At 52.7% G+C, this 25,693-nt stretch carries 23 protein-coding genes and 4 pseudogenes; 10 read left to right on the top strand and 17 right to left on the bottom strand.

Going from position 1 to position 25,693, the window contains the following annotated elements; genetic code table 11:
• Nucleotides 1-33: 33 nt before the first annotated feature.
• The 4 genes and pseudogenes from treY to AC3Y5R_RS02765 form a co-directional block, all read right to left on the bottom strand.
• Nucleotides 34-2,535 (bottom strand): malto-oligosyltrehalose synthase, encoded by a 2,502-nt coding sequence (gene treY / locus AC3Y5R_RS02780; protein WP_489920043.1) that lies wholly within the window; start codon nt 2,533-2,535, stop codon nt 34-36.
• Nucleotides 2,532-4,319 (bottom strand): malto-oligosyltrehalose trehalohydrolase, encoded by a 1,788-nt coding sequence (treZ, locus tag AC3Y5R_RS02775; RefSeq protein WP_489920042.1) that lies wholly within the window; start codon nt 4,317-4,319, stop codon nt 2,532-2,534. Before treZ ends, treY begins: the two co-directional genes overlap by 4 nt.
• A 151-nt stretch (nt 4,320-4,470) precedes the next feature.
• Nucleotides 4,471-4,593, bottom strand: a pseudogene (locus AC3Y5R_RS02770) (GFA family protein); the annotation flags it as partial.
• 207 nt (nt 4,594-4,800) lie between these two features.
• Nucleotides 4,801-5,106 (bottom strand): YdgH/BhsA/McbA family protein, encoded by a 306-nt coding sequence (locus AC3Y5R_RS02765; RefSeq protein WP_158781453.1) that lies wholly within the window; start codon nt 5,104-5,106, stop codon nt 4,801-4,803.
• A gap of 385 nt (nt 5,107-5,491) precedes the next feature.
• On the opposite strand from AC3Y5R_RS02765, the gene AC3Y5R_RS02760 reads away from it, so the two are divergent.
• Nucleotides 5,492-5,731 carry a DUF2534 family protein gene (locus AC3Y5R_RS02760; protein WP_489920041.1) on the top strand — a complete coding sequence of 80 codons (240 nt, stop codon included), beginning with the start codon at nt 5,492-5,494 and terminating at the stop codon, nt 5,729-5,731.
• A gap of 21 nt (nt 5,732-5,752) precedes the next feature.
• On the opposite strand, the gene AC3Y5R_RS02755 is transcribed toward AC3Y5R_RS02760, so the two are convergent.
• Genes AC3Y5R_RS02755 through AC3Y5R_RS02725 form a run of 7 tightly spaced genes read right to left on the bottom strand, consistent with a single transcriptional unit; the run spans nt 5,753 to nt 12,159 of the window.
• Complete coding sequence (locus AC3Y5R_RS02755; protein ID WP_489920040.1) at nt 5,753-7,081, bottom strand: LLM class flavin-dependent oxidoreductase; 1,329 nt, start codon at nt 7,079-7,081, stop codon at nt 5,753-5,755.
• 2 nt (nt 7,082-7,083) lie between these two features.
• Nucleotides 7,084-7,872, bottom strand: coding sequence for an HpcH/HpaI aldolase family protein (locus AC3Y5R_RS02750; protein ID WP_489920039.1), 789 nt, complete (start codon nt 7,870-7,872; stop codon nt 7,084-7,086).
• A gap of 35 nt (nt 7,873-7,907) precedes the next feature.
• A complete protein-coding gene (locus AC3Y5R_RS02745) occupies nt 7,908-9,197 on the bottom strand; it encodes an LLM class flavin-dependent oxidoreductase (RefSeq protein ID WP_489920038.1) in 1,290 nt (429 codons plus the stop codon).
• 32 nt (nt 9,198-9,229) lie between these two features.
• Entirely contained in the window at nt 9,230-9,991 is a 762-nt protein-coding gene (locus AC3Y5R_RS02740) for an amino acid ABC transporter ATP-binding protein (RefSeq protein ID WP_489920037.1), read from the bottom strand.
• A 28-nt stretch (nt 9,992-10,019) separates the two neighbouring features.
• Nucleotides 10,020-10,829: a transporter substrate-binding domain-containing protein gene (locus AC3Y5R_RS02735; RefSeq protein ID WP_489920036.1), complete on the bottom strand. Its 810-nt coding sequence runs from the start codon at nt 10,827-10,829 to the stop codon at nt 10,020-10,022.
• A 17-nt stretch (nt 10,830-10,846) separates the two neighbouring features.
• Nucleotides 10,847-11,491: an amino acid ABC transporter permease gene (locus AC3Y5R_RS02730; RefSeq protein ID WP_489920035.1), complete on the bottom strand. Its 645-nt coding sequence runs from the start codon at nt 11,489-11,491 to the stop codon at nt 10,847-10,849.
• The gene (locus tag AC3Y5R_RS02725) at nt 11,488-12,159 is read right to left on the bottom strand and encodes an amino acid ABC transporter permease (protein ID WP_489920034.1); all 672 of its coding nucleotides are present in this window, start codon (nt 12,157-12,159) and stop codon (nt 11,488-11,490) included. Before AC3Y5R_RS02725 ends, AC3Y5R_RS02730 begins: the two co-directional genes overlap by 4 nt.
• A gap of 292 nt (nt 12,160-12,451) precedes the next feature.
• On the opposite strand from AC3Y5R_RS02725, the gene AC3Y5R_RS02720 reads away from it, so the two are divergent.
• Complete coding sequence (locus tag AC3Y5R_RS02720) at nt 12,452-13,051, top strand: pentapeptide repeat-containing protein (protein WP_489920033.1); 600 nt, start codon at nt 12,452-12,454, stop codon at nt 13,049-13,051.
• Between the two features lie 19 nt (nt 13,052-13,070).
• Here the strand turns inward: AC3Y5R_RS02720 and AC3Y5R_RS02715 are convergent, their stop codons facing one another.
• Nucleotides 13,071-13,904: an oxidoreductase gene (locus tag AC3Y5R_RS02715; protein WP_489920032.1), complete on the bottom strand. Its 834-nt coding sequence runs from the start codon at nt 13,902-13,904 to the stop codon at nt 13,071-13,073.
• A gap of 112 nt (nt 13,905-14,016) precedes the next feature.
• On the opposite strand from AC3Y5R_RS02715, the gene AC3Y5R_RS02710 reads away from it, so the two are divergent.
• Nucleotides 14,017-14,946, top strand: coding sequence for an AraC family transcriptional regulator (locus AC3Y5R_RS02710; RefSeq protein WP_489920031.1), 930 nt, complete (start codon nt 14,017-14,019; stop codon nt 14,944-14,946).
• A gap of 73 nt (nt 14,947-15,019) precedes the next feature.
• Here AC3Y5R_RS02710 and AC3Y5R_RS02705 read toward each other — a convergent pair whose 3' ends face one another.
• Both AC3Y5R_RS02705 and AC3Y5R_RS02700 read right to left on the bottom strand, forming a co-directional pair.
• Nucleotides 15,020-15,370, bottom strand: coding sequence for a hypothetical protein (locus AC3Y5R_RS02705; RefSeq protein WP_489920030.1), 351 nt, complete (start codon nt 15,368-15,370; stop codon nt 15,020-15,022).
• Nucleotides 15,354-16,889, bottom strand: coding sequence for an MDR family MFS transporter (locus AC3Y5R_RS02700; protein ID WP_489920029.1), 1,536 nt, complete (start codon nt 16,887-16,889; stop codon nt 15,354-15,356). Before AC3Y5R_RS02700 ends, AC3Y5R_RS02705 begins: the two co-directional genes overlap by 17 nt.
• Nucleotides 16,890-16,970: 81 nt before the next feature.
• Between AC3Y5R_RS02700 and AC3Y5R_RS02695 the strand changes: the two genes are divergently transcribed.
• From AC3Y5R_RS02695 to AC3Y5R_RS02680, 4 genes are all read left to right on the top strand, one after another.
• Nucleotides 16,971-17,642: a TetR/AcrR family transcriptional regulator gene (locus AC3Y5R_RS02695; RefSeq protein WP_489920028.1), complete on the top strand. Its 672-nt coding sequence runs from the start codon at nt 16,971-16,973 to the stop codon at nt 17,640-17,642.
• A gap of 1 nt (nt 17,643) precedes the next feature.
• The gene (gene bla, locus AC3Y5R_RS02690; protein ID WP_489920027.1) at nt 17,644-18,519 is read left to right on the top strand and encodes a class A beta-lactamase; all 876 of its coding nucleotides are present in this window, start codon (nt 17,644-17,646) and stop codon (nt 18,517-18,519) included.
• A 230-nt stretch (nt 18,520-18,749) separates the two neighbouring features.
• Complete coding sequence (locus AC3Y5R_RS02685) at nt 18,750-19,322, top strand: hypothetical protein (protein WP_489920026.1); 573 nt, start codon at nt 18,750-18,752, stop codon at nt 19,320-19,322.
• A 208-nt stretch (nt 19,323-19,530) separates the two neighbouring features.
• Nucleotides 19,531-20,931, top strand: coding sequence for a M24 family metallopeptidase (locus AC3Y5R_RS02680; RefSeq protein ID WP_489920025.1), 1,401 nt, complete (start codon nt 19,531-19,533; stop codon nt 20,929-20,931).
• A gap of 85 nt (nt 20,932-21,016) precedes the next feature.
• Here the strand turns inward: AC3Y5R_RS02680 and AC3Y5R_RS02675 are convergent.
• Nucleotides 21,017-21,619 (bottom strand): annotated as a pseudogene (locus tag AC3Y5R_RS02675) (LysR substrate-binding domain-containing protein); the annotation flags it as partial.
• Between the two features lie 125 nt (nt 21,620-21,744).
• Here AC3Y5R_RS02675 and AC3Y5R_RS02670 point away from each other — a divergent pair.
• Both AC3Y5R_RS02670 and AC3Y5R_RS02665 read left to right on the top strand, forming a co-directional pair.
• A pseudogene (locus tag AC3Y5R_RS02670) lies at nt 21,745-21,855 on the top strand (helix-turn-helix domain-containing protein); the annotation flags it as partial.
• A 113-nt stretch (nt 21,856-21,968) separates the two neighbouring features.
• Nucleotides 21,969-23,312, top strand: a complete 1,344-nt coding sequence (locus AC3Y5R_RS02665) for an MFS transporter (protein ID WP_489920024.1) — start codon at nt 21,969-21,971, stop codon at nt 23,310-23,312.
• Nucleotides 23,313-23,362: 50 nt separating this feature from the next.
• On the opposite strand, the gene AC3Y5R_RS02660 is transcribed toward AC3Y5R_RS02665, so the two are convergent.
• Nucleotides 23,363-23,581 (bottom strand): VF530 family protein, encoded by a 219-nt coding sequence (locus AC3Y5R_RS02660; RefSeq protein ID WP_489920023.1) that lies wholly within the window; start codon nt 23,579-23,581, stop codon nt 23,363-23,365.
• Between the two features lie 27 nt (nt 23,582-23,608).
• A complete protein-coding gene (ahr, locus tag AC3Y5R_RS02655) occupies nt 23,609-24,625 on the bottom strand; it encodes an NADPH-dependent aldehyde reductase Ahr (protein WP_489920022.1) in 1,017 nt (338 codons plus the stop codon).
• Between the two features lie 376 nt (nt 24,626-25,001).
• Between ahr and AC3Y5R_RS02650 the strand changes: the two are divergent.
• Nucleotides 25,002-25,634 (top strand): annotated as a pseudogene (locus tag AC3Y5R_RS02650) (colicin-like pore-forming protein); the annotation flags it as partial.
• Nucleotides 25,635-25,693 lie beyond the last annotated feature (59 nt).

The following is a 25,693-nucleotide window of genomic DNA, read 5'->3' as shown; positions in this document are numbered from 1 at the left end:
AAAAACATTAGTGTTGTTGTCAGTGCCGTTAATTCATTCACTCAGCAGGATGATGGCCGCGTGGCCCGCAAATCTGGCCAGGTCGACAGTGTCTGCTAATTCCGTCTCTTCTCCGCTGAGCAGGTTAAGATAGCGTCGGTTTGCCAGCCTGGCTGGCAATCTGATCTCTGTTTCCGGCCAGTGGATGCTGAAAGAGCTGGAATCACTGACCATCCGGAAGGTCAGACGTGGAGTAATGACGATCAGTGCCGCGCCGTTCTCATCACGCGCAAAAGCCAGCACGTTCTCAGCCTGTTTTCCGCTGGCGGCAAGCGGCAAATAATCGCCTCTGCGAAACAGCGCTGGCCGCTGCTGGCGGCATCGGAGCAATCTGGCAATGACGTGTTGATTCAGACGGCCGCTGAGCCAGCTGGCTTCCGCGCTGAAATCGGGGTTGCTCTCTTTCAGCTGACGCTCAAGCATGGCAAAGTCCGGCTCACGGCGGTTGTCAGGGTCGACAAGGCTGAAGTCCAGCGCTTCACTGCCCTGATAGATATCCGGCAAACCCGGCGCGGCGAGCTTAACAATGGTCTGCGTAAGGCTGTTTACCAGCCCGGCGCGGATAAATGGCTGTAGCGCGTGATGAAAATCCTGCAGAAAGGTTTGATTCTCTGGCGAGAACAAATGGCGGGCATAGTCGATAATCGCCCTTTCATAAGGATCGTTGCTGTCGCCCCAATTGGTGCGCAGTTTCGCTTCACGCAGCGCTTTTTCCACATAGACGACAAACCGCTCCTCCAGTGCCTTCAGCCCTGCCCGATCGTCAGGTTGCAACGTGGCTGGCCATACCCCGGCCAGCGACTGATAAAGCATCCACTCGCCCGCAGGTCTGGGTGCTGGGCCATCATCGAGCACGCTGACCTGGTCTTTGTTCATCTGACTCCAGCGGGCAAAACACTCAGCCCAACGCTCCGGTGCTTCGGTCAGCGTACAGAGCCTGGCTCGTGCATCCTCGCCGCGCTTGGTGTCATGGGTTGAAGTGCCGGAAAGTGCATCTGGCTGACGTTGAAGCCGGGTTTTCATCTCCGCATGAAAACGGTCGATTGAGAAAGTCAGTGGAACCGGCTCCGCACCGACTTCGTTCAGCGCCAGTGCCATGTTCTGCCGGTAGAACAGCGTATCTTCCACCGATTTTGCCATCAGCGGGCCGGTCAGCTGCTGGAACCGGGTACGGAATGTGGCAGCCTCTGCTGACACATTGTCTTCAATGATCTGCACAAGAAACGCCAGCGCCTCCGGCGACGGCACGCTGACTTTTGTCGCCACCTTATGCAACAGCCCGGCATCTGCTGCTGGCAGCCCTTCTGGCGTACCGTAAGTGCGATAAACCGGAAAAGCCACCAGCAGCTCCCGTAACGCCGGGCGAATAACATCTTCCCCCAGCGGCACGCTACCGGCGTTGGCAATTTGCAACGCCAGATTCAGCAGCGTGGTGAATTCCCCTGCAAAATTATGTTCCACCATCAGCAGCTTGGCCGCACGCAGTTCGGCTCTCATATCGACCGGTTTGCCAACCACCTTTTCCCATGCCCTGCGCAAAGCTGAAATATTCCTGCCATCCACCAGCGCATCCGTCACTGAGGAGATAAATTCATAGCCGGTGGTGCCGGATACCGGCCAGTCTGCCGGGAGATGCTCGCCCTCAGCGAGGATCTTTTCAACGGTGATATAACACTCTGGTCCGCTCTTTTGACGCAGACGATCCAGATAGGCTTTCGGATCGGCCAGGCCGTCAATATGATCGACACGCAGCCCGTCGACCGCCCCGGAATGGACCAGTTCGAGGATCAACCGGTGTGAATCATGGAAAACGGCTTCGTCCTCCACCCGAACACCAACCAGACCAGTGACCTCAAAAAAGCGGCGGTAAGAGAGGTCATGGGGTGCATCCCTCCAGCACATCAGTCGCCACGGCTGACTCTCATGCAGTCTGGCGATCTCCGCCTTATCCGTTATCTGCAGAACTTCCGTTTCTCTGCCCTGCCAGCTCCCGGGAGTCAGCGGATAGAAGGTGTCATAACAGACCATGGCTGGCCTGCCGGTGTCCGGATCGGGCCTGAGGCTGATTTCGCCGTTATCCAGCAGCGCCTCAAAAGTATCGCCAAGGAACGGCAGCGTCAGGCGGCGTGACCAGTCAATATCAAAATGTCTGGCATAGCGGCTCTGCCTGCCGTATTCGACCACGTCATGCCACCAGGCATTCTCCAGTGAGGCGGCCATATGGTTCGGCACGATATCAAGTATCAGGCCTAATCCTGCATTTTTCAGTGCTTTCACCATGCGGTCGAAGCCTGCACGACCGCCAATTGCCGGTTCGATTTCATTCACATCAGTTACGTCGTAGCCATGTGTTGAGCCAGAGGTCGCGGTGAATATGGGTGAAGCATAAAGGTGGCTGATACCCAGTTTTTTCAGATAGGGCACGAGACCGGCCGCCCGGTCGAAGGTCATGCCGTTGCGGAACTGGATACGGTAAGTGGCGGTTGGGACTGTCATTTTGCGACTCCTGAAGCAACGCGCACGATAATGGCGTTTTTTTGCAGCGGCTGGGCCGCCTGTGGCCAGGCATAAATAATATCGCCGGGAAGTTCAGGAAGCGGGCGTGGCGTCTCGCCAATATTGACCGCAACCGACAGCGTTCCCTGAGGGAATGTCCAGCTGACGGCGAAAAAGCCCTCTGCGGTGTCGATCACTTTGCCCGTATTCCCGCCAGCGTCGAAAAGCAAGGGCACCACATATTTCTGGCGCAGGGTCAGCAGTTCCCTGGTAAGTTCAAGCCATTTTTTGCCCTGCTCGCTTCGTGGCTTCCTCCAGTCCAGCTTCGACTGCGCGAAGGTCTGCGGATCGTTAGGGTCCGGAACGCTTTCGCCCTCGTGACCGGCGTGCCCCTCAAACTCCTGCGCCCGGCCTTTCCTCACCGCTTTCGCCAGATCGCCATGGAAATCGGTGAAGAACAGGAACGGATTGGTTTCGCCATATTCTTCGCCCATAAACAGCAGCGGAATATGGGGCGAAAGAAGCAAGGTGGCAAACAGCAGCCAGGTACGATCCTCTCCGGCCAGCTCAATCAGACGCTCGCCCCGGGCGCGGTTGCCGACCTGGTCGTGATTCTGGATAAAATCAACAAAGGCGACCGGTGGCTGGCCGCTGCTGTTAACGCCCCGCTTCTCCCCACTCTGAGGCGAAATTTCGCCCTGATAAGCGAATCCTTCAGCCAGGATCCGGGCAATCAGTTTCCCGGGTTTATCCGCAAAATCCTGGTAATAAGCATGCGTTTCGCCGGTGATAAAGACATGCACAGCATTGTGGAAGTCGTCATTCCATTCGCCGGTAAAGAGCGGCGCGGAACTATCCGGATCGCGTGGATGCAGGAAAACTACATTGCGACAGTCTTCAGTGGTGAGATGGATGGGTCGATCGGTAATTTTGCTTCGTATCCGCTCTGCAATCTCAACCAGAATATGTTTGTCAGACGCATCTTTGATCTGGTCAATCGCGTCAAAGCGCAGGCCGTCCAGGCGGTATTCCCTCAGCCAGTAAAGAGGGGCATCGCTGATATAATGACGCGCGGCATCCACGTTATAAGCGATACCGGCTCCCCACGGCGTCTTGCGTTCTTTATCAAAGAAGCCAGGTGACAGCAGCGGGAGATAATTGCCTTCGGGGCCGAAGTGGTTAAGCACGATATCCAGCACCACCGACAGGCCATAACCATGGGCGGCATCAACAAAGGCTTTGAAATCATCGGGCGTACCGTAAGCAGAATGAGGCGCGTAGAGCAGCACACCGTCATAACCCCAACCGCGAGTGCCTTCGAACTGCGAGAGCGGCAGCACCTCAATCATGGTGATACCCAGCCTGGCAAGCCCGGCGAGTTTTTCCATTGCTGCACGGAATGTCCCTTCCGGCGTGAACGTGCCGAAATGCATCTCGTAGATCACAGTTTCTTCCCATGGTCGCCCGTGCCATGCAACGTTCTGCCAGCGGTAAGCATCAGGGTCGACAACAACAGAGGGGCCGTGAACATCTGCTTTCTGCGCCAGAGAGGCAGGATCCGGCACTTTTGTGCCATCGGCGAGGATAAAATGATATTCCGCGCCCGGTGAAACGCCGGTGGCCAGCAGTTCAAACCAGCCATCCTCCAGCGCCTTCATGGCAAAATCTTCGCCGGAAATCCGCAGCGTGACCACTTTCTGGCCGGATGCCCAAAGGCGAAAGCGAACCTTGCCGTCAGTAGCATAGTCGGCTCCCCAATGTCTCAGTAATGAATTGGACTCCATTTATTGCCTCTTAATAATCCGAAAACGAGCAAGGGACTACGACACAAATAATCATAGTTCAGGCCCACCAGAATGCCCGTCAGGGACGGGCTTCAGCGGAAAGAGGCATCAGGAAAAACGGCAGGAATGGGGATCGGAAGAGCTCAGGTTATTACTCAGGCTGATAAGAGAGCCAGCCCGCCACACCGCCATCATTCTGGTGATTGATGCCGTCGTTGACTCTGACCGGAGAAAAATCAAAAGGCGACACTCCTTCGAGGCAGGCCACATTGACGGCAACGGTAAACACAACTTCCCCACAGTGGCACTGGGCAGTCATTTTGTCTGACATTCAAAACTCCTTCGGCTGAGTCGACAGGGCTGACAGAATGCTACGCTGAAATTGTTTCAGGCAGATTTTTCCGGGCACTGAAGATAAAAAACACCACAGACCTTTTGGCATGCGGTGTTATATTATTCACACATTTTGCATTACGACAGATCAGCCATAAGCCGCTTTATCATTAATGTTATACAGCGTCGCTGTGGCAGCCAGAACATGCTGATCGTCATTACCGGGCTTATGAGATTCCACATCGGTAATGTGATAGCCGACCGCGCCCGCATCCAGCGCTTTCTTCATAAAGGCGTCGTTGAGTTCTTCCATGGTGGTGACCCAGCTCACCGACGTTATCCCCATTGGTTGCATGGAAGCTAACTCGCGATGAGTTAATCCTGCGCGGATCACAACAGGTTTAACGGTCTGCGGTGAAAAGATTGAGATAACATCATTAACTAAGTTTTTCATGGTCTTACTCCTGAATCATTCTATTGCTAAGCCGTTTAATTGAAAGGGATACAACGCTTTCTTTATTGGTATTTAATCGACAGTCACTCTTCAATAAAACGACAATTGCGCACGGCCAGTGATCGATGCCGGTGAATCAACTTAATCCTTTTACGTGTTGCGCATTTTAGCTTTAATTGCTAATTAATTGTTAAGAAACCTTCAGCCATAACTTAGCTAACTTTGAGCGAAGATATTTTCATCTGATTACAATTTGGTTATTTCAGACATGCAATGGGCAGTTGAATAGTATTTCAGGAACCGGCTAACAAGAAAAGGTAAGACGATTTATCTTTTTTTTGGCAGAATCGTTAGTCTGAACAGTGCAAAAGGAAGTGACTCCCCCATGCGTAAAGAAAAAAAACAGTTTATCTCAGCAGTTGTCGTGGTGCTGATTATCGCGCTCTCGATAATGACCAAAGCCATGGTTGGCGGAGCGATCGAGGAATACCATATTCCGCTGAACGACTGGTCAGCCGAGATGTTATTCACCCAGCTCTTTATGATTGTGGTTTACTCCATGGTATTCACCGGCCTGCTTTCCATCCCGCTCTGGTACTGGTTCCTCGGTGAAAAAACTGACTAACGAATACCCGGCAGGGGCTTCTCAACTCCGGGAACCCGCGTTAATCAACCCTAAATTCTCACGCAGGGTGGCCCCGTTATACCTGGTTTTTACCAAATTTCTGCGCTGCAGTTCCGGAAGGACCTGCTGGATAAAATCGGTTAAGCCACCTGGTAATGTCGGAGGCATAATAGTGAATCCATCAGCCCCCTCGTTTACAAAACGTTCTTCCAGCCGATCGGCTATTTCTTCCGCCGTACCAATGACCTGCCAGTGACCGCGGGCACCGGCAATTTTCAGTGAGAGCTGGCGCAGCGTCAGGTTCTCACGGGCAGCCAGTTCCAGCAGCAGACGCTGGCGGCTGGTGTTGCCGTTGGTGGCAAGAAGACCAGTCGTAACAGGTTTATCCAGCGGCAAATTATGCAGGCCTTCCACTCCGATATGCTGGCTGAGCAAAGCCAGGGCAACTTTTTCCGGGATCAACTGTTGCAGCTCAGCAAACTTATCCTCAGCTTCACTCCGTGTTCTGCCCACCACCGGAAAAACTCCCGGCATAACCAGCAAGGAATCCACATTTCTGCCGAAACCGGCAACTTTCGCTTTTAAAGAACGGTAATATTTTTGTGCATCTTCAAGCGTTTGCGCGGCAGTGAACACCATATCTGCCGTGCGGGCGGCCAGCGCCAATCCAGACTCAGAGGAGCCTGCCTGGACGATCAGGGGCTTGTTCTGCGGGGAGCGAATGACGTTGAGAGGGCCGCGCACGGAGAAAAACTCCCCCTGATGATTCAGACGGTGCAGTTTTTCGGGATCGTAATAGCGGCCGGATGCACGGCACTGCACCAGAGCATCCGGCTCGTAGCTTTGCCACAATCCGTTGACCACATCGACAAACTCTTCCGCCCGCCGGTAGCGGTCGCTGTGCAGGAGTTGGTGATCCAGCCCGAAATTTTGCGCTTCCAGATCGGTGGTTGAGGTCACCAGATTCCAGCCTGCCCTTCCCCCGCTCAGGTGATCCAGCGAAGCAATAATACGGGCCAGATTGTAGGGTTCGTTATAGCTGGTCGACACCGTGGCAATTAAACCAATCCGGCAAGTGTGTGCAGCAAGGGCGGATAGCAGCGTCAGAGGTTCGAAGTGCGCGGCCCGCGCTGTCAGGCTGGCAACGTCCAAATCAGGTTCACGTATCCCGACGCCATCCTCAAGAAAGATAAAGTCAAAGTGAGCGGCTTCGCATTGCTGCGCCAGCTGGCAATAGTGGTCAAAGTCAAAGCCGCTTCGCGACTCGGCAGAGTCATGACGCCATGCGGCAACATGATGGCCGGTGGCAAACAGAAATGCGCCGAGATGCATCTGCCTTTTTGTAGACATAATCAATTTTCCTCCGACAGCTGGCGCACGGCCAGAGCCGCCTGTTTTGCCGCGTTGACCAGTATGGCCTGGTCGGTGCTGTACATAAACACAGTCACTCCAATTTTCCATAACGCTCTGGCTTCTTCCTGGCTGGCGACAAAGGCGCTGAGGGATTTGCCGTGGCGCTTTGCGGCTGCCGCAATATGCTGACAGGCTTCAAAAACTGACGGATCGTTCGGACTTGCGGCTTTCAGTGCCACTGACAGGTCGCCGCGCCCAATAAACAGGCCATCGATGCCCTCCTCTGCCGCGATCTGCTCCACATTGTCCAGACCGGCGAGATCTTCAATCTGCGCAATAACCAGCGTCCGGCGGTCGGACTCTTCAATATGCTGCGCCGCGCTTAGCTGTCCCCATCCGGCGGCGCGGGTAGCGAGCGCAAATCCCCGTTCCCGCGAGTATGTAGCTGCATCCACGGCTGCTTTCGCCTGCGCGGCAGTTTGTACATGGGGGATCAGAATCCCCGTCGCCCCGCCATCCAGCGCGGAGAGAATATGCTCGGGCTGGCTGGAAGGGACTCTGACCAGTGCATCAACACGCCAGGCCAGCGCGGCAGCCAGAGCATGGTCGACACTGAGGCGATCAAAGGGAGCATGTTCCTGATCGATAATGATAAAATCATACCCGGCAGCGCCCAGCATTTCCGTCACATGCCCGCCGGGAATTTTCAAAAATGTGCCAATAACCGGCTTGCCTTGATGGAATTTGCGCTTTAACAGGTCGGTATAGGGCGATTGAGCGGGTGTCATAACTGACTCCTGAAGAGAAGTTTTAGGTTTAGCCGTCAGAATCCGAGGTTGGTTCTGAACGATGAGGAGGTATAACGCTCACGGAACAGTCCGCGTCGCTGTAATTCCGGTAACACCTGAGCGTAAAAACGGTTGGCATCATGCGGCAGCACCGGAGGCTTGAGGTTAAAGCCGTCACAGGCTCCGTCGGTGAACCACTCCTCCATGCGGTCGGCGATCTGCTGCGGCGTACCCACTACCTCCAGATGTCCTGCGGTGACGGCGTGCCGTACCGCTGTCTCCCTGATGGACAGATTTTCGCGGGCAGCCATGGCGATTATATTTTCCCGGCGGGTCTGTCCGGCATTACTGGGAGGAAGCTCAGGCAGAGATGAAGACAAATCGTAACTGCTGAAATCAAACCCGCCCAGCTGATCCGAAAGCATGGCCACTGCTTCATTCACGGGAATCAATTCCAGCAATTGTTGATAGCGATCCTCCGCCTCAGCTTCGCTGCTGCCAATAAACGGAGATATACCCGGTAAAATCCTCAGCGACAGAGGGTCTCTGCCCGCCGCGGCGGTCTGGCTCTTCAGATCGCTGTAGAACGCCTGCGCTTCATGGAAGTCTGACTGGACGGTGAAAACAATTTCAGCCTGCCTGGCTGCCAGAGCCTTGCCGGGGCCGGAAGAACCTGCCTGGACTATCACCGGGGGTTCATGCTGCATATTGCTGATATTCAGCGGACCACGAACCTGAAAATAGTGCCCCGAATGATGCAAAGGTCTGACCTTTTGGCTGTCAAAAAACTGCCCGGATGCCTTATCGAAAGTCAGTGCATCTTGATCCCAGGTTCCCCACAGTCCCCTGACCACATCAACAAACTCCTCTGCCCGCCGGTAACGTTCGGCATGTTCCAGATGACGGACCTGATTAAAATTCAGCGCCTCCGGCAAAAAAGAGGTGGTCACCACGTTCCAGCCGATCCTGCCTTTACTGAGCAGATTGAGTGAAGCAAAACGCCTTGCCACGTTATAAGGGGTGTTATAACTGGTGGTCATGGTGGCCACCAGCCCGATATGGCTGGTCTGCGTGGCCAGCGACGCCAGCAGCGAGGTGGGTTCAAAGGAGGTTGCATGGGGCGTCAGGGCCTGATTTTCACGCTCGGCCACCGTGTCAGAAAAAAAGACCATATCCAGGGCTGCCTGCTCGGCCGCCTGCACGATTCCGGTGAGGTATCGCAGATCGAAAGCGATGTCAGCGGGCGCATCCGGGTGACGCCAGGCCCCCAAATGGTGCCCGTAAGGAAAAATAAACAGGCCTAAATTCATATGTCGTCTGGTCATAAACTTACCCTGTGGAAGAGAGTCGAGTGCCTTCAGAGCACGTTACTCAGGAACTGCTGCAGCCGGACGGTCTGAGGCGAGTCGAAGAGTGCGTCCGGAGACCCTTCTTCAACTATCCTGCCCTCAACCATAAACAGCACGCGATCCGCAATCTGTCGGGCGAAATTCAGCTCATGGGTAACACAAACCATGGTGATCCCCATTCCTGCCAGTTCGGTCATCGCCGCCAGCACTTCTTTGACTTTCTCCGGATCCAGCGCGGAAGTCGGCTCATCAAACAGCACCACTTCGGGTTCCATACAGAGCGCACGACAGATGGCAGCACGCTGCTGTTGTCCTCCGGATAGCTGCGAAGGATACTTCGTGGCCTGGTCAGCGATGCCCAGACGGCGGAGGTAACTCATCGCCCGCTCTTCTGCTGCCTGCCGGGTCAGTTTTAGTACCCGGCGGGGAGCCAGCGTGCAGTTAGTCAGGATCGACATATGCGGAAAAAGGTTAAAGGACTGAAAAACCATACTGATCCGGCCCTTATGGCCAGGATGGTTTGTGGTACCCGGAGCCTGTGCTCTGGCAAAGACGGTCATCTGGCCGGAGTCGAAGGACTCCAGCCCGCCGATACACCTTATCAGGGTTGACTTGCCTGACCCTGAAGGCCCACAGATCACTAAACGTTCGCGCGCTTTAATCCGTAAGTTGATCTCTTTCAGCACCGGGACAAGGTTGTAACTCTTTTTCAGATCGGATATCTCGACGTGATAATCCTCTGCTGTGTGCTGCACGGTGTTATCTGCCATTGAATAAGTTCCCGTTCAGGCCAGTTTATTAAAGAGTTGGAAGAGTCGGCAGCGGTTTTCCTAACCATTTTTGATGGATGGCATTCAGCTCTCCATCCTGTTTGATGTAGAAGATAAATGTATTCATCCAGCGCAGAAGTTCAGCGTCGTCCTTGCGCAGACCCACGGACTGATATTGTGTGCGCAGTAAGATCTTGGTTTCAGCCTGTAATGAAGGGTTCGCTTTGTTGATGATCGGCAGCAGCAGACTGGAAGTGGAAACAGTATCGGTCTGACCGGAGACGAAAGCCTGAATGCTGTCTGCATCGATATCGAAACGTTTGATTTGCGCTTCGGCCGGTGCCACCGCCAGAGTGGCTTTTTCTGCTGAAGTCCCTCGTGAAACGCCCATTCGTAGCCCTTTTAAATCCTGTGGGCTATGAATACTGGTCTTTTGGGCCGCCAGGATGGAGATATCATTTTCAGCATAGGGCTGCGAATACGCGATTTGCTTCGCCCGCTCTGGCGTCACGCCAAGCATGGCAAAAATGACATCAATTTTGTTGGTCAGCAAAAATGGAATGGCATTCGGGAAAGTCACGGGAACCAGCTCCACATCGACCCCCAGATATTTCCCGGCAAGACGGGCCACATCAGCTTCATAACCAACGGGTTGTCCTTTATCATCAACCGAACCATAAGGAGGCCACTGATTAATCACGCCGACCACCAGTTTTTTCTGGGAGAGAATACGTTCAAGGCTACCGTCTGTTGCCGCCTGAGCTATATTGAATAAATAACTAAAAAAGACCAATGCCATTACTATTATTTTTGTTTTACTGATTAACCCTGGTTTCATTTATTAATCCTTACTGGTCACTGTTTGAATTTAACTTCCAGTCTTTTACCTAACCTGGAGAGAGGCCAACACAAAATAAAATAAATCACTGCAACAACTGAAAAAATCAAAAATGGGCGAAATGTCTGATTGTTAATGATCTGAGCAGTACGGGATAATTCGGCAAAGCCTATTACCGATGCCAGACTGGTTGCTTTGATCAGTTGGATCAAAAAACCCACCAGCGACGGCGTTGCTGTTCTCAGGGTTTGTGGCAACGTGATATACACAAAAGTGTCACGACGATTAAGACCAAGAATTTTTGCTGCATCCAGCAGCCCGATGGGCACGGCTTGTATTGCTCCCCGCAGTATTTCTCCAATACCGGCGCTGGCATACAGCGACAACGCAATGGCCGCACTTAGCAAGGGTGAAACGTCTGCTGTCATAAAAAGCGCCGGGCCAAAGAAGCACAGCAGCAGCAATATCATCAGGGGTGTTCCCTGAAAAAAACGGATACAGGCCGCAGACAGCCAGGCCAGGGGAAATAACGAACTGGTTCTGGCCAGCGCCACCAGAATCCCTCCGGATAGCCCTCCGACAAAGGCCAGCGCGGTCAGAACCAGCGTCCATCGGGTCGAGGCAATGATCAGCCACAGATCGTTTGAGCTGAATTCGGTCATGATTTTTTATCCCATTTCAGGAAAAGAGACTCCCCTGACTTAAAAATGCCGACAGTCAGGACGGTGAGAATCAAATACATGCCCGCCATCGTCATATAAACTTCAAACATCCGGTAGGTATCCGATGCGATACTCATCGACTCTGCGGTCAGCTCATTCAAAGCAATAAAGGAACAGACGCTGGTGTTGAGAAGCAGGATGATCATCTGATTGGTCATTGCCGGATACACGGCACGTAAAGACTGAGGAAAAACAATCATAAAGTAGATATATAGCGGGCTTAATCCTAAAATTCTCGCCGCTTCACGTTGGCCTTTATCAACGGACTGAATACCCCCTCTGAAAATTTCCGTGGTGTAGGCGGTGGAATTAATCACTATACCGGCCATCGCAGCAGTAAAGGAATCCAGTCGGATACCGATTAGCGGCGCACCATAAAACACCAGGAAAAGCTGAATCAGAATAGGTGTATTTCTGATGATTTCAATGTAAGCGCTAATGACTCTTTTTATCCAGACAGAGCCATAAACCACACCATAAGCCAGTAGCGCACTCAGCAATAACGTACAGATAATTGAACCTGAAGCTAATTTCAGGGTGACTTCCAGTGCTGACTTAAGCTGATCTTTATAGTTAAGAATTTCTTCAAAGTGGAACACGTACATCATTCATTCCCGTTTAGATTAATTATTATATACTTTGGTAGAAAAGGAAATTCAATCTATCGGAGGCTGACGGGATTGCAAATAACAAAACGGAAAAAGGTTATTCAATTTATTAAAGTGAAAATTAATGATATTTATTTAATAAGCCTGCCAGACTTCCCTGCGCTCTGGATCGTTGAATTTTAATGCCATTTTCTTCTGGTCTTGCTTTTGTCATTGCAGGCTGATTACGTTACTATCCCGGACATCAATTTTGGAAATCCGAAGTCGGTTTTTAGCATTAGTCGGGGTTTGCATGGAAAAGTTGGTCAGTCATGAAGAGTACCTGGATCAATCATTCAGCAAGCTGGATTTATCCTCATCGGAACTGGAAAACAGCCACTTTGAAGACTGTGAGTTTGACCACTGCAACTTCACTTCGACAAAATTTGCCCGCTGCAAATTCACCAACTGCACGTTCAGCCACTGCAATCTGAGCGTGGCCGGGTTTCCAGGGGCGATCCTGTTTGCCGTTGAATTTACCGAATGCAAAATCAGCGGTGTGGACTGGACACGGGCGCACTGGCCGCCCTTCCACCTGGATCCTGAACTGCGCTTCAGCAAATGTATCCTGACCAACGCTTCCTTTTTTGGGCTGACGTTGCAGCGCGTGAAGATGGAGGAGTGTCGGGTGAATGAGGTGGATTTCAGAGAGTGCGATCTGACCAGCGCAATAATAACCGGCTGCGATCTCGCCGGGAGCCTGTTCGGCAACACCAACCTGCGGACCGCAGACTTTACTGGTTCCTGGGATTTTTCTCTCAATGTCCTGAACAATATCATTACCGGGGCTAAATTTTCCCGCACTGAAGCGGTTTCCCTGCTGGAAAGTCTGGGGATTGAGCTGGCAGATTGAGACTACTCTGAGTCAGCTCTCAGCCATCAGTGGAGCGCGTCAGTGCTTCCCACTTATCCATCTCTGCAGATAACGCCGCCAGCTTATCCCTTACCAGCCCCAGCGCATCGCTGCCTAACAGCAGATGCGCCGGAGGCGAGGCCGAATTAATCACAGCAAGCATAGCCTGCGCGGCTTTCTGTGGATCGCCTAACTGCCTGCCGCTCTTCTCTTCCCGCGCCTTACGCACCGGATCAAACAGGCTGTCATAATCCGCGATCGAACGTGGAGTTCTGACCATTGACCGGCCTGCCCAGTCAGTTCTGAACGAGCCGGGTGCCACGGCCGTAACATGGAGACCAAAGGGTTGCACCTCTTTGCCAAGCGTTTCAGAAATCCCCTCCAGCGCGAACTTACTGCCACAGTAGAAAGAGATGCCGGGCATCGTGACAAACCCGCCCATCGAGGTGATGTTAAGAATATGGCCCCGGCGGCGTTTCCTCATGGCTGGCAGCACAGCTTTTATCATGGCTACAGCGCCAAAAACGTTCACGTCAAACTGCTGACGCATCTCTTCCAGTGTGGATTCTTCCATCACCCCTTCATGACCATAACCCGCGTTGTTAACCAGCACGTCAATCGGGCCGACGCTGGCCTCAATTTCATCGATGATGCCATTAATCGAGCCGAAATCTGTTACGTCGAGAATGCGGGCGCTGGCACGCTGAGGGTGCAAGGCCTCAAAGTCTGTTTTTGCCTGCTGGCTGCGAACGGTGCCGACTACGTGGCAACCCGCGGCAAGGGCTTCTTTAGCAAGGGCGAGGCCAAAGCCGCTGCTGACGCCGGTCACTAACAGAATTTTAGACATTGTCATGGTATTTCCTCTTGTCAGGTAGAATGGTGACATACTGCTCTCCGGTGGCCGCGATTATCAGGCCGTATACTCTCCTTTTCTTGCCTGATCCTATGAGCTGATGACTGAAATCATGACAGATAAGCAACAGATGGTAGATTTGCTAAAGCAATTGGCCCCGGTCGAAGGCTATAACCTGACCGCGCTTTCTGACGTGCGAATTCTGCGTTCAGATCGCCCGCTGGCGCGCACGCCGGTTTTGTACGATCCCGGTATCGTTATTGTCTGCCAGGGCTGCAAACGGGGCTATTTCGGCGATAAAGTTTATCTTTATGATGCGCAGAATTATCTGGCAGTTTCTGTGCCAGTGCCTTTTGTGATGGAAACGGATGCTTCTCCGGAAGAGCCTTTGCTGGCGATTTATCTGCATCTGAATTTTCAGGTGGCGGCCGAGTTGATGATTCAGATCGACCGTCTGGGGCTGAGCGCCCCCGCCGCTGGCCCACAAAGCATGATGTCCAGCCCGATGGATGAGGCGCTGAAAGGCTCCGTGCTGCGCTTTCTGACCGCTATGACCATCCCACTGGAATCTGCGATGCTGGGTCCGGCTCTGATGCGCGAAATTTACTTCCGCATTCTGACTGGCCCTCAGGGAAATGCGATGAGATCTTCGATGAATATGCAGGGACAGTTCGGCAAAATCTGCCGATCGTTGCAACGTATTCATGCCAGCTATGCGCAGCCGTTAAACATCACTCACCTGGCCAATGAAGCGGGCATGAGCGTGCCGACATTCCACAGCCATTTTAAAGCGGTCACGCAGACCTCTCCGATTCAGTACGTGAAGTCTGCCCGTCTGCATCAGGCCAGATTACTGATGATTCGCCAGGAGATGACGGCCGCCGCAGCCTGCCATGCGGTAGGCTATGAGAGCCCCTCGCAGTTTAACCGCGAATTCAAACGGCTGTTTGGCCTGCCTCCGGCGGAAGAAGTCAGACGAATGAAGGAGAATTTTGCCGTGCCCCCTGCGCATGCAGGGGCAACGTATATTTCCTCTCATTAAATCTGGTGGGCAAAATTCCTGAATGCGATCGGCGACAAAGAGCCAGCTTCCGAACCGCTGAATTTCTGCTGCATTATTCGTGGCTCCCGCTGGCAGAGTTGAGCGAGCTGGCCGTGCCGCCATTCTGGCTGCCAAAGTGATATGCGCTGAACAGGCTCATCGCCAGCATTCCCAGACTAAAAGGCAGGATGCTGGACGCCGCCCGGAGGTGAAAATCGCCAACCTGACAAACAAGAAGATAGCCCACGACAATATTAAAGGATCCCCAGAGAACATTGACCATCGATGAAGAAAGCCCTTTTCCTGGCGGTGTGGCAAACGGACTCTGAAAAGGTTTGCCCATCACACCGCTGATAAAATGCGGCACTGCATTAGTCAAAAATACACCACCAAAGAAATATGAAACGCTATGCAGAAACACCATTTTTACTCTCCTTTGCTGTTGTTTTCAGCGGGGCCTCGGGAATTAACCACGACAACGCAAACGCCACCACCATAAGACTTGCCGCCATCAAAAACGCCGCGTGAATGGCGTTGCCAAAAGCCTGCAGATAGTCGTTGTGGATGGCTTCAGGTAGGTGACGGATAGCCTCAGGATTCAGGGAACGCGGCAGCTCTGCACCTTCAGGCAGCAATTTTTCCAGCCCCGTTTTTAATACCTGGCTGAATACCGCACCAAACAATGCTACTCCGATAGAACCGCCCACCGAACGGAACAACGTTACGGCGGAGGTGGCCACACCCATTAAATCTGGCGACACGGTATTCTGCACGGCAAGAACCAGCACCTGCATAACCATGCCGAGTCCCATCCCCATCACGCAGGTGAACAGGTACAGATGCCAGGTTGGCGAAGTCGTGCTGATAGTGGTCAACAGCGCCATCCCGACAACCGCCAGCAGGGTGCCGGTAATCGGAAATAACCGGTACTTTCCGGTGTGGCTGATAATCCTGCCGCTGATAATCGAGGTCAGCAGCAGTCCGCCCATCAGTGGCAGCAACTGCATACCTGCCTGAGTAGGTGTAGCCTCTTTGACAATCTGCAAATACAGCGGCAGGAAGGTCACACTGCCAAACAGGGACATGCCGATAATGAAGCCAATCATGCTGCACAGCAAAAAGCTGCGGTCACGAAACAGCGTCAGCGGGATGATCGGCTCCCACGCCAGACGTTCTTCATAGATAAAACCAATCAACCCCACCACGCCGAAAGCCAGAATGCACCACAGCTGAGGATCCGACCATTCCCGTACGGTTCCTCCTTCACTGGTAAACAGCGTGACGCCCAGCAGCGCCATGGTCAGATAGATAGCGCCCAGATAATCAATCTCATGCTGTTTGCGTTTACTGCCCGGCTTCAGCACCGCGCCAATCACCAACAGAGCAAACAGCCCCAGCGGCAGGTTGATATAGAAGATCCAGCGCCAGGAAGCATGCTGAACGATAAATCCGCCCATCAGCGGGCCAATAACCGTCGCCAGACCGAAAACACCGCCAAACAGCCCCTGATAACGGCCCCTTTCAGCCGGAGGCACCACATCGGCAATCGCCGCCATGCTGACAACCATCAGTCCCCCGCCACCCAGCCCCTGGATCGCACGGGTGATCACCAGCTGATCCATATTCTGAGCCAGGCCGCACAGCGCCGAGCCAGCCAGAAAAAGGATCACTGAAATTTGCAGCACCAGCTTGCGGCCATACAGGTCGCCAAATTTTCCATACAGCGGGACAACCACGGTGGACGCGAGAGTATAAGCAATCACGATCCACGAGAGTTTATCGAGCCCTCCCAGCTCCCCGACAATGGTCGGCAGCGCGGTTGAGACAATCGTTTGATCAAGAGCGGCCAGCAGCATCACCAGTAGTAACGCGGTGAAAAGCAGTCGCAGCGACGGCTCTTTTGCCAGCGTGTCTTGCTGCTGGCCGGAAAGTTCAGAGTCCATAACGACACTCACTTGTAATTAATTAAATGCGCAATTAATATTTAGCGCAGAGATTATCAGAACACAACGGACAGGCACAAGATGACCGCACTGAAAGAACATTTCGACCCTGAACCAGAAAAAAAACCTGTTCGTAAGCCGGGCCGCCCGCGCGGGGGCGCTATCAATGCTGAACAGCGGGAACACCTGCTGGATATCGCTTTACATCTGTTCGCCCGCCAGGGCATTGCAGAAACGTCCCTCAACGCCATCGCCCGCCAGGCGGCCGTCAGCCCTGCTATGCTCAATTACTATTTCCGTTCACGCGAAGCGCTGCTGGATAGCGTTATTGAGGAACGTTTTGCCCCTCTTCGTGGCCGGATATTTGAGGCATTTGTGGCCAATGCTGACGATCCTGTTACTGCCATTGGCCTGCTGGTGACAGAAATTGCCGAAGCGGCGCAGAAAAACAGCTGGTTTGCCCCACTGTGGATGCAGGAAGCGGCCAGCGATGAAGCGCTGTTAAAGCAGAGGATGCATGAGCGTTATGGCAAAGAAGAGCGGAAAAAAGTGCTCAGCATTATCAAAGGCTGGCAGCAGGCTGGCCGACTTAATCCGGGCCTTTCTCCCCAGTTGCTGATGGTTTCACTGATGAGTCTGGTGCTTGTTCCCCTTGCCCGCCTTGGGAAAAATGCCGATAAGATCGAAAGGGAAATGATTGTTAAACACGCTCTGGCGCTGCTTTGCCAGGGGATTTCTGTAGATAAGGATTGAGATGATTAAACGGACATGGCGTCACACGGCCCTGAAGGCCACAGCAATAATGCTATTTCTTTCTGGCACTGTTCCATCGTGGGCAGGTACGACGGCAGATATTCAGCAGAAGCTGGCTGATTTGGAAAAAAATGCCGGGGGGCGTCTGGGCGTTGCCCTGATCAATACCGCAGATAATTCGCAAATCCTCTTCCGTGGTAATGAACGTTTTCCACTGTGCAGCACCAGTAAAGTGATGGCAGTCTCGGCTATTTTAAAGCAAAGTGAAACAAAAAACCTGTTGAATCATAGTGTTAATATCAAAAAATCAGATCTGGTTAACTATAATCCCATTACGGAGAAATATGTAGGAAAGGAGATGACGCTGGGCGAATTGAGTGCCGCAGCACTGCAATACAGTGACAATACCGCCATGAACAAACTTATTTCCCATCTGGGCGGAACGGATAAAGTCACCCGTTTTGCACGATCCATAGGCGACAAGACTTTTCGTCTGGATCGTACTGAACCCACGCTGAATACGGCCATCCCGGGTGACAAACGCGATACCACCACCCCACTGGCTATGGCAAACAGCCTGCACAAGCTTACTCTGGGTAAGGCACTGGGTGAAGCACAGCGTGCGCAATTGGTTGAGTGGCTGAAAGGGAATACTACTGGTGCTCAAAGCATTCGGGCCGGTCTGCCTGCCACGTGGGTAGTCGGTGATAAAACCGGCAGCGGCGATTACGGCACGACCAATGATATCGCTGTTATCTGGCCGCCAAACCATCACCCGCTGATTCTGGTGACCTACTTTACTCAGCCAGTTCAGGATGCCAAAGCCCGGAAAGATGTTTTAGCTTTCGCGGCAAAAATTGTGACGGCAGGACTTTAACCTGCTGAAGATGTTCTTTTTGGAATCAGGCCTGTTGCTCTGAATATCGCAGAGTGACAGGCCGTGTGAAGTGTTAAGCCCTCTCATCACCCTTAGCCATTCTCCGGTTCAAATTCTCCCCTTTCCCACCAGTGCTCATTCACTGGTGTTCAGTACATCCCACTCTTTTTTATGCCCTGCCTCTTGCTTTTTATTATCGTAAGATACATTCAACTTATCAGGAGTCATTTATGTTTAGAGACAGTCGCGGTGGTCGCCATCGCAAACACGACCATTCAGAAGATGGCCGCAGTGAGTGCTTCAACGAGGCGGAAAGCCGGGAAGAGGCGCTGGAAATGATGTTTGCCCAATGGCGTCGCGCCATGCGTGAAGAGCGGATCCGTCATGACGGACACCGTGAGGACCATCGTCATCATCACCGGGGCAAACGTGGCGCTGACTGCAATGAAGGACGCCAGGAGGACTATCATCCCCGTTATGCCGATCGCCGGGCTGACCGCCGTGACGGACATCGCGGACATGGGCGCGGTCGGGGTGGAGATGATGCTGGTCATCGCGATCGCCCTTCTTTCCTGCGTGGCCGTAAGTTCGGTGCCGATGAGCTGGCGCTGTTTGCCCGTCAGAGTGAATCGGTTAACCAGGCGATGTTCGAGCAACGCCAGCCTTACAGCCCGGCGCTGACCGAAGCTATTCACGCCCTGCGCAGCGAGCTGCACCACTATCATGGCAGCAGTGAAGAGGTTCAGGCGCAGGTTGCTGACATTATTCAGCAGACCCTGGCTCATTTGCGGTCAGTCAAATGATCGCTACTGTCGCGGGCTTCATCCTGCCCGCGACGTCTCTTCACTGAAGAAACTTTACACGTTTCACAGCTCAGGCCAGAGTTCCCAGGATTGACCGCTAAAAGAGAATTCGCTAAAAGTTGCCATCGCCTGTAAGAATTAAAATAACAATCCGGCAGGGAGCGGCCGGGAGTGATCCTTTTTACGTGATTATTTTTGAGGAATAAAAATGAGCGTCTCCACCGAACGATTTAAGCTGACCGTTATCAGCGCACCAGCGACTTTCCCCAACGTCAGAATTCCGGCGATCGCCGATGACGTCATGGCCTCGCGCAAGCAGAAAGTGCTCGAAGGTATGACACAGCACGACCTGGACTTCCTGGTGATTTACGCCGACAAAGAGCACGGCGGCAACTTTGAATATCTCGCCGGTTTTATTCCCCGGTTTGAAGAGGCGCTGCTGACCCTGAATGCGCAGGGCGAACTGACTTACATCATGGGCAATGAGAACCTGAAACTGGTGCCTTATGCCCGTAATCAGGGAAAATGCCTGCATGCTCCGGCATTTTCCCTGCCCAACCAGCCAATGGATAACGAACGCCCCCTGGTGGAGGTACTGGCGGCGGCAGGTCTTCAGCCCGGCAGTAAAACGGGAGTGGCTGGCTGGAAACTGTTTACCAGCCAGTTGCAGGACAACGCCACATTGTTTGATGTCCCCGCCTTCATCCTGGATGCTGTGATTGCCGCGGCTGGCAATCGCAGTGCTGTGGTCAATGCCACCCCGTTGTTTACCTCTCCGGCGGTTGGAGCCAGACGCATTAATACCGCCAGTGAAATCACGTTTTACGAATATGGTGCGAATCTCGCTTCAACCCGGATCCTGAAGGCGCTGGACAGCATTGAACCGGGAAAAAGTGAGAAAGAGATTGGTCAGCTTCTTTCTGCTGAAGGCCAGCCTGGCAACGTGGTGATGGTCGCCGCCACCGGTGACCGCTTCGCGAACGCCTGTCTGTATCCTTCAGATAAACTAATCAGCAAAGGCGATAAATTCTCGCTGACAGTGGGCTATAAAGGTGGCCTGAGCAGCCGTGCAGCTTATGTCGTCGCCAGCGAAAGTGAGTTGCCTGCTGCGGTGGCGGATTACCTTCCGGCGCTGGCGATCCCCTATTATCAGGCCGTCACTACCTGGCTGGAAACGCTGCGTACCGGACTGACCGGCGGCGAACTGTATCAGGCCATCGAAACTGTGCTGCCGAAAGCGAAGTATCACTGGCATCTGAACCCGGGCCATCTGGTGGCGGATGAAGAGTGGCTCTGTTCACCGGTTTACCCTCAGTCCGCGATCGAACTGGTGAGTGGAATGATCTTCCAGATCGATATCATCCCTTCTCTGCCAGGCTATGCGGGTTGCAGCATCGAAGATACTGTTGCGCTGGCAGATGCCAGCCTGCGTCAGCAGTTGCAGGATGATTATCCGGAAGTCTGGCAGCGGATGGAGACGCGAAAGGCGTATCTGCGCGATGTGCTGAATATCCACGTTTCTGAAGATGTTCTGCTGCTGTCGAACACTGTCGGCTACCTGCGACCATTCCTGCTGGATAAAACCCGCGCGCTGGTTCGTCAGCCCTGAAATCAGGAGGCCTTTTCTGAGAAAGGCCTTATTCTCTTCATATTTCCCTCTTCAGCGCCAGATACTGCAGCAGCATGCAAGCTGATTACCGTGTACTGAGTGTTTCAGGTACCTGCTGGCGACAGACGGTCAGTACCAGCTGTCGTAACCAGCGATGGGCTGGTTCCACCTCGGCACGGGGATGCCACATCTGCGAAATGGTTATTCCGCTGGTTTTGACCGGCAGCGCAAAGGCGAAAAGGGTGGGATTTGGCTTGCTTCTCCCCTCCACCGGCTGGTTGATTAGCAGCGATGCAGGAACCAACGCGACCAGATCGGAAGAGTGTGCCACCGTCAAAGCGGCCGGGAAGCTCTGCACTACCGCAGCAATCTTTCGCTTCAGCCCCAGTTCAGCCCGCGCCTCGTCAACAGGTCCGCACATATTTCCCCGGCGGGAAGCCACCACATGGCTACAGGCTGCATAATCGCTGGCGGTAATCTCAGCCAGTGACTCAAGGGGATGTCCTTTGCGGACAACGCCCACAAAATAGTCGCGAAACAGCGCCTGTAAACGCACTTCCGGCCCCATCTCGCCCGGCACGCCGATCTCCAGATCCACCAGCCCTTCACGCAGATGTTTTGACGATTTCTCATGTTTTGGCGTAAAGCGCAAACGGACATTCGGCGCGACCTTTGCTGCAGCGGTAATTTTTCCATTAGCAATTCATATTATTCCTCTATTCCGCAAATCTGATCATTGCAATCCTTAATTCGTCCGCTCAGACAGACTTAAAACTGATTTATTACTGATGTTTTTAGCGAATATCCGCAGCGTTTTACGGCAATATCAGCAAAACAGCACATGCGCTGGGCGTAGCGCGCAGCACCCTTTACCGCCGTGCAGCACGGGAAAAGGGGTTGTCTGATTCATTACACTTAAAATGACAAGTTGTAGTTTTTGTGATCAGTATTGTAGTACAAGATGGTCATTTTGTACTCTAATGGCGATCAGGGCAGGCATCAGCCTGCCATTCTGGCTCACTATCAGGGAATCTATTATGGCCCCGACTTCTGCTGCGCGTCCTGGTCGACGCAGGTATCTGATCGCCTTTATGCTTTTAATTACAGTGATCATAAATTATATCGATCGTGCCAACCTGGCTATTGCTTCGTCCGAAATTGAAAAAGAATTCGGATTATCGGCGGTGCAAATGGGGTATATATTTTCCGCCTTTGGCTGGACTTATGCTCTTTTTCAGCTGCCTGGCGGACGCTTCCTTGATTTAATGGGATCTAAAGTCACCTATTTTATCGCCATTCTGGGCTGGTCTGTTGCCACTTTATTGCAGGGTTTTGCCAATGGTTTCGCTGCGCTGCTGGGTCTGAGGGCCATTACAGGCATGTTTGAAGCGCCCTCTTTTCCAACCAATAATAAGGTGATCAGTAGCTGGTTTCCCGAGCAGGAAAGAGCCGGGGCAATTGCTATCTATACGTCCGGACAATATGTTGGTCTGGCCTTTTTCACACCGGTTCTGATCTGGGTTCAGCATGTATTAAGCTGGCACTGGGTCTTTATTATCACCGGTGGCGTGGGTATTCTCTGGTCGCTGTTCTGGCTGGTGAAATATAAAAGCGTTCATCAGGATAAAAAAGTCAATGAGGCCGAGCGGCAGCATATTATTAAAGGCGGAGCTATTACCGATGGTGAAACAGCAACGGATAAAAATTCAGCGTCACGTCGTAAACTAACCCGTAAGGAGTGGAAGCTGGTGCTCCATCCGAAGCTGCTGGGGGTCTATATCGTGCAGTTTGCGCTGGCAACTACCGTGTGGTTTTTCCTCACCTGGTTCCCAACCTATCTCAGTAAAGGCCGGGATATTGATTTAGCCACCACCGGCCTGATGACCTCCATCCCGTTTATTGCCGGATTTCTGGGAGTGATCGGCGGCGGCTTTCTGGCCGATAAAATGGCGAAGTCCGGCCTGTCGATCGGCGTATCCCGCAAGACGCCCATTTTGATTGGGTTGATGCTGTCAATGACCATTGTTGGCGCGAACTACACCACGAATATCAATGTAATCGTTGGCTTACTGGCACTGGCCTTCTTTGGTAATGGCTTTGCTTCTCAAGCCTGGTCCCTGGTGTCGTCCATTGCTCCCGTGCATTTAATTGGCATGAGCGGCGGCTGCTTTAATCTCTTTGGCGCACTGGGCGGCGTTTCCGTGCCAATCGTGGTCGGTTATCTGTCGCAATATTACGGCTTCGCCCCTTGCCTGGTGTATATCGCTGCAGTAGTGGCGCTCAGCATTGTCTCCTTTACTTTCCTCATCGGCAGGGTAGAACGTATTCCGGATGAACGGACTCCTGGGATAGTGCATAAGCACATCGGGGATCTGCGCTAAAACTGAAAACGCCACGGGCAGACTCTCCTGTTGTCCGTGGCGTTGCTTAATTATTTTTGCGTAGCTATATACAGATCTTCCACCTCTTTGCGCGCCCAGGGCGTCCGGCGCAGAAACTTGAGGCTGGATTTAACGCTGGGATCGCTCTTGAAGCAATTAATGTTGATGCGTTTTGCCAGCTCCGCCCAACCATAGTGGGCCACTAATGCGTTTACGATGGCTTCCAGCGTTACGCCATGCAAAGGGTCTTTCGAAACATGATCTGCCATGTTGGATCCTGTAAAAACATGTGAAAATCAGAAATCGGCTTTCAGCACCACACGGTAATTTGCTTTACCGGCGCGAACGTGGTCCAGCGCGTCGTTGATTTTCGACATCGGGAAGAATTCAACTTTTGGTGCAATATCGGCACGTGAAGCCAGTCTCAGCAGCGAACGCAGTTGCCCCGGCGAACCAGTAGAAGAGCCGGTGACGGCCTTATCGCCCATAATCAGGTCAAAAGCTGAAACCTGGAAAGGCTTCATCACCGCGCCCACGGTGTGGAACTTGCCTTTTGGTGCCAGCGCGTCGAAGTAAGGTTTCCAGTCCAGATCCACCGCCACGGTGCTGAGGATCAGGTCAAACCGCCCTGCCAGCTTTTTCAGCGCTTCCGGATCGCGGCTGTTCACCACTTCATCGGCTCCCATATCGAGGATAGACTGCTTTTTGTCCAGCGTGGAACTGAACGCTAGCACTTCGGCACCCATCGCACGCAGAAGTTTAATGGCGATATGGCCAAGTCCGCCAATGCCGATCACGCCAACGCGGCTGGTTGCGGTGATGTTGCTCATCAGCAGCGGTTTAAACACCGTGATACCGCCGCACAGCAACGGACCCGCACTCGCCGCACCCAGTTTCTCCGGCAGCGGGATCACCCACTGCCAGTCCGCACGCAGCTTCTCGGCAAAGCCCCCGTTGTTAAGAATGGTCGGGATGCTGCCTTCTTCACAGTTCACCTGTTCGCCATTGATGCAGGCATCGCAGTGCTGGCAGCTTTTGGCGGTCCAGCCAATGCCCACACGCTGTCCCACAGAGAGCCCTTTCGTTTTTGCCGCTTCGCCCAGGGCGGAAACGCGACCGATAACTTCATGCCCGGCAATGGTCGGATAGCGGGAGATGCCCCACTCATTGTCGATCATCGATAAGTCAGAATGGCAGACGCCGCAGTACTCGACCTCAACTTCGACTTCTTCTGCCGTCAGATCTGCAGCATCGTACTCATACAGTTCAAGAGCCTGACCGGCTTGCATCGCGGCGTAACTTTTAATTTTCATTCTTTACCTCAGTTCCGGTTAACAGTCAGGAAGGAGTGTAGCAAAGTCGTTCCCCTGCCTGGGGAGCAGGATGAGGCATAACCGCTTTCATGGAAGCGGGTCAGTTGCCGCACAGGATAAGCAAGCCATGGATGCCAGAAAGGGGGAACTTGATGCAGCCTATAATCAACTCAACGCAGCTAATGCAAATTTAAATAATGCTAATGCAGCAATGGAAGCGGCACAAAACAATCAGGTTCAGGCTGATAATAAGCTGGCAGAAGCCAGGTCAAAACGAGATGCCACTGAAAAAGAAAATGCGGCCAGGCGTGCGGCAGAAGAAAAGGCAAGAAAAGAGCAGGAAGAACTGGCGCGCCAGCGTGAAAAGGAAGCAGCTGAAAAAGCAAGTAATGAAAAAGAAGCGCTTACCAAAACCAGTGAACTGATTGCTGATATGGGTGACAAGATTGGTGAGCATCTTGGTGATAAATATAAGGCAATAGCTAAAGAAATTGCGGATGATATAAAGAACTTCCAGGGTAAAACGATCCGCAGTTATGATGACGCAATGGACTCTCTCAACAAAATCACCTCTAATCCCGGCATGAAAATCAACAAGGCGGATAAGGATGTGATTATTAATGCGTGGAAGAATGTTAATGCGCAGGACATGGCAAATAAGCTCGGAAATCTTGGCAAAGCGTTCAAAGTTACCGATGTGGTGATGAAAATAGAGAAGGTCCGGGAGAAAAGTATCGAGGGATATGAAACAGGGGACTGGGGGCCGCTGATGCTGGAAGTGGAGTCCTGGATGCTGAGCGGGATGGCAGCTGCTGCTATGGCGCTTCTTGCTTATGTTGCTCCTGTCGTTGCTACAACTTCGTATTTGCGTCCAAGGCGATCCAGTTTTGTGACAATCAGTACGTCCCCAGACAAAAGGGAACTTACTCAGGAGTCAACAACCAGAGATCTTTCCATTCAGTTTTTCCTGCCAGTTATCCATATGTACTCCGATATATGTAACTATTAAAAGATACAGTTGATTTTACTCCTGTATACCACAAATTTCGTCATATTGCAGCTTCGCTC

Source organism: Erwinia sp. 009765445, from assembly GCF_058137865.1.
The sequence above is the reverse complement of the archived record's forward strand: the minus strand, read 5'-3'. Positions and strand labels throughout refer to the sequence as shown.

Excerpts from the sequence above, each read along its gene's own strand:
- treY (WP_489920043.1), bottom strand. The coding sequence starts at position 2,535 with ATGACAGTCCCAACCGCCACTTACCGTATCCAGTTCCGCAACGGCATG.
- treZ (WP_489920042.1), bottom strand. The coding sequence starts at position 4,319 with ATGGAGTCCAATTCATTACTGAGACATTGGGGAGCCGACTATGCTACT.
- AC3Y5R_RS02765 (WP_158781453.1), bottom strand. The coding sequence starts at position 5,106 with ATGAAAAACTTAGTTAATGATGTTATCTCAATCTTTTCACCGCAGACC.
- AC3Y5R_RS02760 (WP_489920041.1), top strand. The coding sequence starts at position 5,492 with ATGCGTAAAGAAAAAAAACAGTTTATCTCAGCAGTTGTCGTGGTGCTG.
- AC3Y5R_RS02755 (WP_489920040.1), bottom strand. The coding sequence starts at position 7,081 with ATGTCTACAAAAAGGCAGATGCATCTCGGCGCATTTCTGTTTGCCACC.
- AC3Y5R_RS02750 (WP_489920039.1), bottom strand. The coding sequence starts at position 7,872 with ATGACACCCGCTCAATCGCCCTATACCGACCTGTTAAAGCGCAAATTC.
- AC3Y5R_RS02745 (WP_489920038.1), bottom strand. The coding sequence starts at position 9,197 with ATGACCAGACGACATATGAATTTAGGCCTGTTTATTTTTCCTTACGGG.
- AC3Y5R_RS02740 (WP_489920037.1), bottom strand. The coding sequence starts at position 9,991 with ATGGCAGATAACACCGTGCAGCACACAGCAGAGGATTATCACGTCGAG.
- AC3Y5R_RS02735 (WP_489920036.1), bottom strand. The coding sequence starts at position 10,829 with ATGAAACCAGGGTTAATCAGTAAAACAAAAATAATAGTAATGGCATTG.
- AC3Y5R_RS02730 (WP_489920035.1), bottom strand. The coding sequence starts at position 11,491 with ATGACCGAATTCAGCTCAAACGATCTGTGGCTGATCATTGCCTCGACC.
- AC3Y5R_RS02725 (WP_489920034.1), bottom strand. The coding sequence starts at position 12,159 with ATGATGTACGTGTTCCACTTTGAAGAAATTCTTAACTATAAAGATCAG.
- AC3Y5R_RS02720 (WP_489920033.1), top strand. The coding sequence starts at position 12,452 with ATGGAAAAGTTGGTCAGTCATGAAGAGTACCTGGATCAATCATTCAGC.
- AC3Y5R_RS02715 (WP_489920032.1), bottom strand. The coding sequence starts at position 13,904 with ATGACAATGTCTAAAATTCTGTTAGTGACCGGCGTCAGCAGCGGCTTT.
- AC3Y5R_RS02710 (WP_489920031.1), top strand. The coding sequence starts at position 14,017 with ATGACAGATAAGCAACAGATGGTAGATTTGCTAAAGCAATTGGCCCCG.
- AC3Y5R_RS02705 (WP_489920030.1), bottom strand. The coding sequence starts at position 15,370 with ATGGTGTTTCTGCATAGCGTTTCATATTTCTTTGGTGGTGTATTTTTG.
- AC3Y5R_RS02700 (WP_489920029.1), bottom strand. The coding sequence starts at position 16,889 with ATGGACTCTGAACTTTCCGGCCAGCAGCAAGACACGCTGGCAAAAGAG.
- AC3Y5R_RS02695 (WP_489920028.1), top strand. The coding sequence starts at position 16,971 with ATGACCGCACTGAAAGAACATTTCGACCCTGAACCAGAAAAAAAACCT.
- bla (WP_489920027.1), top strand. The coding sequence starts at position 17,644 with ATGATTAAACGGACATGGCGTCACACGGCCCTGAAGGCCACAGCAATA.
- AC3Y5R_RS02685 (WP_489920026.1), top strand. The coding sequence starts at position 18,750 with ATGTTTAGAGACAGTCGCGGTGGTCGCCATCGCAAACACGACCATTCA.
- AC3Y5R_RS02680 (WP_489920025.1), top strand. The coding sequence starts at position 19,531 with ATGAGCGTCTCCACCGAACGATTTAAGCTGACCGTTATCAGCGCACCA.
- AC3Y5R_RS02665 (WP_489920024.1), top strand. The coding sequence starts at position 21,969 with ATGGCCCCGACTTCTGCTGCGCGTCCTGGTCGACGCAGGTATCTGATC.
- AC3Y5R_RS02660 (WP_489920023.1), bottom strand. The coding sequence starts at position 23,581 with ATGGCAGATCATGTTTCGAAAGACCCTTTGCATGGCGTAACGCTGGAA.
- ahr (WP_489920022.1), bottom strand. The coding sequence starts at position 24,625 with ATGAAAATTAAAAGTTACGCCGCGATGCAAGCCGGTCAGGCTCTTGAA.